General features: G+C 23.0%; 4 protein-coding genes. 3 read left to right on the top strand and 1 reads right to left on the bottom strand.

From position 1 onward, the window contains the following. Positions 1-1,409 (top strand): BglG family transcription antiterminator (locus GBZ86_RS12995; protein ID WP_207707455.1); only part of this gene is annotated, 1,409 nt, incomplete at its 5' end. 165 nt (positions 1,410-1,574) lie between these two features. Next, positions 1,575-1,733, top strand: a complete 159-nt coding sequence (locus GBZ86_RS18730; protein ID WP_422678927.1) for a CPBP family glutamic-type intramembrane protease — start codon at positions 1,575-1,577, stop codon at positions 1,731-1,733. Between the two features lie 119 nt (positions 1,734-1,852). Here the strand turns inward: GBZ86_RS18730 and GBZ86_RS12985 are convergent, their stop codons facing one another. Beyond that, on the bottom strand, positions 1,853-2,506 hold the full coding sequence (locus GBZ86_RS12985; protein ID WP_152891294.1) for an HAD family hydrolase: 654 nt from the start codon (positions 2,504-2,506) through the stop codon (positions 1,853-1,855). A gap of 231 nt (positions 2,507-2,737) precedes the next feature. On the opposite strand from GBZ86_RS12985, the gene GBZ86_RS12980 reads away from it, so the two are divergent. Continuing rightward, complete coding sequence (locus GBZ86_RS12980; RefSeq protein ID WP_207707454.1) at positions 2,738-3,979, top strand: exo-beta-N-acetylmuramidase NamZ family protein; 1,242 nt, start codon at positions 2,738-2,740, stop codon at positions 3,977-3,979. The last annotated feature ends 661 nt before the right edge of the window (positions 3,980-4,640 follow it).

The following is a 4,640-nucleotide window of genomic DNA, read 5'->3' as shown; positions in this document are numbered from 1 at the left end:
CAATTAATAATTTGGTTACTATAAGTAGAGTTTTTATGAAGAAAAAAATACAAAATAATATAAGCTATGATATAGAAATAATAGAAAAAAGTGAAACTATAGTAATCACAAATTTTATTGAAGAAATAGAAAAGTATTTTAGAGTTAAGTTAGATAAAGATGAAAGAAAATATTTGATTGCGCAAATTTTTTCTAGTAGTTCAGATAATTGTGATGTTTTAGAAGGAGTAAATTATTATGAAGTAGAGTGCGTAACTAATGAATTAATAACTAATGTTGAAAAAATATTAAAAATGAACTTAAGAACTGATATTAGTTTGTATCAGGGAATTTTAAAACATATGAAATCGGCTCTATTTAGAATAAAGATAGGTATAAATACTAAAAATGCTATATTAGATAATATAAAAGAAAACTATGATAATTTATTTTATATAGTAAAAGATTGTAGTAAATTTATTGAAAGAAAATATGATAGAGAAGTAAGTGAAGATGAGATTGGATATTTAACTCTTTATTTTCAATCAGCTATAGAAAGAGTAAGAAAAAATTGCAATAAGAATAAAAAAAATGTTTTAATAGCATGTTCAACAGGATTTGCTACAGGAAGGTTATTAAGTTGTAAATTATCAGAAAAATTTCATGCAAATATTTTAGGGGTTACATCAGTTCATAATATAAAAGAATTTATTAACAAAAAAATAGTAGATATTATAATAAGTACGGTTCCTATTGAAGAGGATATTAATATACCACATATAGTAGTTACTCCATTATTGAATGATCAGGATTTAAATAAAATAAGGAGTTATTTAAAAGATGCTAATTTTACTTATGATAATAAATTTATAGGTGATATATTTAAAATTATAGATAAAAATTGTGAAATAAAAAATGCTTATGAACTAAAAAAACAATTAAATAATTATTTTACAATTAAAGAAAAAGAGATACAAAGCATATCAAATTTTATTGAATTAGACTGTATTAATTTAAATGTTGATGTTAATGAATGGAGAGAGGCAATAAGAATTAGTGCTTTGCCATTATTAAACAAAGGTACAATAAATGAAAGTTATATAAAAAATATGATAGAAAATATTGAAACTTTAGGACCATATATTGTAATAAATGAAGGAATTGCTATGCCACATGCTAAGTATGTACAGAATGTTAATGGATTTGGTATTACAATTACAACATTAAAAAATTCTATAGATATATATGATAAAAAAGGAATAAAAATATTTATTACTTTAGCAACTGAAAATGAAAAATCTTATGTGAGTATAATGATGCAAATAATGAGATTAATAGAAGATGAGGAACTTATAAAAATTTTAAGTAATTGCAACGATAAAAATATAGTTTATGAATATATAATGAGGATAAGTGAATTAGCATGCTAAAAAAAACAACGTATTTCTGTAATAACTACTTTTATATATTTTATGGCAATTATAATAGTAGGATCATTAGTAAAAGAATTATTATCTTAGAAGGTTTTGTTTAAAAATGCTGAAATCATATTTATTCCCTAAAGTATCTGCAATAATTTGTTTATCTAATTTTTTATCTTATATTACCATAAAGGCTTATTTAAAATAGTAACAGCCTTCATAATGGATATAGTTTTAAGTGTGATTATCTTTAAAACTAAAAATGTCATAACGTGTATAGTAGCTCATTTAACTATAAAAATTTATATTGGAGTAATATATATGTTTGTCTAATAAAAGAATATAATTTTTTTATTTTTTCATTAGGCAAAATATGTGAGATAATATAATTGTAAAGTGATTCAAAATAGAAGTGGAAAAATTTAACTTATTAACACCACTTCTATTTTTATTTAGTAAAAAAGCTTCTTTAATTCATTAATATCATTAACAATATAAACAGCACCAGCTTTGGATAATTCCTCATAATCACCAAATCCATAAAGAACACCAATGCAATCTATATTTGATTCTTTAGCCCCTATAACATCATGTTCTCTATCACCAATCATAATAACACTATTCATATCTGTAATATTATTTTCTTTAAGAACATGTTTTATAACATCTCCTTTCTTAGTCCTTTTTCCATCAAGTTCACTTCCACATACATAAGAAAAATAGTGTGCAAGATTAAAGTGTTGAAGAATTTTTTCAGCAAATATTTTTGGCTTTGAGGTAGCTAGTATAATAGTTTTTTCTTTTTCTTTTAAAATGCTTAAAGCATCTACTATATTTTCATAAAGCTCATTTTCATAAATACCTTTTTCAACAAAGTATTCTCTATATTTACTTATAGCTTCTAAAGCTTTAGTTTCTTCAAATACATAAAACTTCATAAATGAATCCTTAAGAGGTGGACCTATAAAAGTGCATAAATCATCTAAGTTTTCTACATTAATGTTAAAGTGTTTAAGTGAATATTGTACCGATTTTGTTATTCCTAATTTTGAGTTAGTTATAGTACCATCTAAATCAAAAAGTATATATTTTTTTTCTTTTAGCATAATATCTCTCCTACTACACAAAATAAATTAAGTTATCTTTTAAGATATATTACCATATTTAATAGATATTTGTTTTAGATTACTAAAAATGTGAAGATAATAAAAATTTAAGTGGTAATAATTGTATCTAAATAAAAGTAAAAATAAAATTATTTAATAAATGAAATAACTATAATGTAAGTTTAGGTTGGGCATATGTGTTAAAACTAATTTTAAAAAGAGAGGATTATTATGAAAAATAAAGAGTTGATTTATATTAAAACAATTAGCATTTTTATTATAAGTATTTGTTTTTTATCTTTCACTACTAAAGCAGCTGAAGATATGGTTGTAAAACTAGGTATAGATAATATAGATGAAAATATAGATATATTTAGAGATAAAAAAGTTGGACTTATAACTAATCCTTCAGGAATTGATAGTAATTTTATGAGTACTATTGATATTTTAAATAGAAAAACTAATTTAACTACTTTATTTTCTGTAGAACATGGCATAAGGGGGAATATATCTGCCGGTGATAATATAAGAGATGAGATTGATGTAATAACAGGATTACCGGTATATAGTCTTTATGGAAAAAATAAAAAACCAACTTCAAATATGTTAAATAATATTGATATTTTAGCTTATGACATACAAGATGTAGGAGCAAGATTTTATACTTATATAAATACATTAGCATATGCTATGGAAGCTTGTGCAAAAAATAATAAAACTTTTGTTGTTTTTGATAGACCAAATCCTTTAGGTGGAAATCAAGTTCAAGGAATTTATTTAAATAAAGATTATAGTTCTTTAGTTGGAAAATATCCTATAGTTCAAAGATATGGATTGACTATAGGAGAATATGCTAATTTTATTAATAAGGAATTTAAGATTAATTGTGATTTAAAAGTTATTTCTATGACAAATTGGAGTAGAGATATGTATTATGATGAAACAAATCTAAAAACATGGGTAATGCCTTCTCCTAATATACCTACTTTAGATTCAGCACTTGCATATATTGGTACTTGTTTATTTGAAGGTACTAATGTATCAGAAGGAAGAGGAACAACTAAACCATTTGAAATAATAGGAGCTCCATGGATTAATTCTTTAAATTTTGCCAATGATTTAAATAATTTAAATTTAACAGGTGTTAAGTTTAGACCTATATCATTTAAACCTACAAGCTCTAAATATAGTAAAGATGATGGAGTTTTAAATGATAAGGAATGTGGAGGAGTTCAGATACATATTACAGACAGAAAAACTGTTAATCCAGTAAAAATAGGAGTTGCTATGGTTATTACTTTGAAAAATAAGTATAAAAATGAATTTAAATTTACTTCTAATAATTTTATAGATAATTTATATGGAGATAAGTCTTTGAGGGAAGATCAAAAGAGTATTGAAGAATTTTTTAAAATAATAGATAGAGAAAGTGAATTGTTTAAGAAACAAATTAAAAAATATTATATTTATTGATATGCAATTTTATATAGTGATGAAATACATAAACATAATTTAAATATAACTAAAATGTTATGAAGCTTTAGTTATATAATACGTAAAGTGTTATGTTTATAGTTAAATTAATATTAAATGTTCATATATATTAAAAAAGCATATGTGAATTTTTTATTGTCTATAGGAGTTATAAAGTAATAATATTATTTTAATGTTAATTGAATAATTAAACTTTTATGGAAATTATTTAGATTTATGATAATGGACAGTAAAACATGTTAGTAACACACCTCCTAGTGTATCATTAATAGAAAAACATAGTAATATAAAATAAATAATAGAAATTAAGAGTTAAATTTCTAAAAAAGCTAAATTTGATTATTAATAATATTAAATAAAATGATAAGATAAATCTCGTCGCTGATGAGTAGCAACAAAAACTTAAATGAAACTTAAAATTAAGTTAAAAAGTTTTTGAAAAGTTGTTGACATAAAAACTTATTAGTGATAAGATAAGAAAGTCGCTTGAGGGTGACAAGATAAATGAAAGAAATGATCTTTGAAAATTAAACAGATAAATTTAAGTAAACCAGCAATTCTTTTATAAGTAATATGAGTAAATGATTAAACTTTTAATTTGAGAGTTTGATCCTGGCTCAGGATGAACGCTGGCGGCGTG

The sequence above is a fragment of the Clostridium tarantellae genome (genome assembly GCF_009295725.1).
In the GTDB taxonomy this organism is placed as follows: domain Bacteria; phylum Bacillota; class Clostridia; order Clostridiales; family Clostridiaceae; genus Sarcina; species Sarcina tarantellae.
The sequence above is the reverse complement of the archived record's forward strand: the minus strand, read 5'-3'. Positions and strand labels throughout refer to the sequence as shown.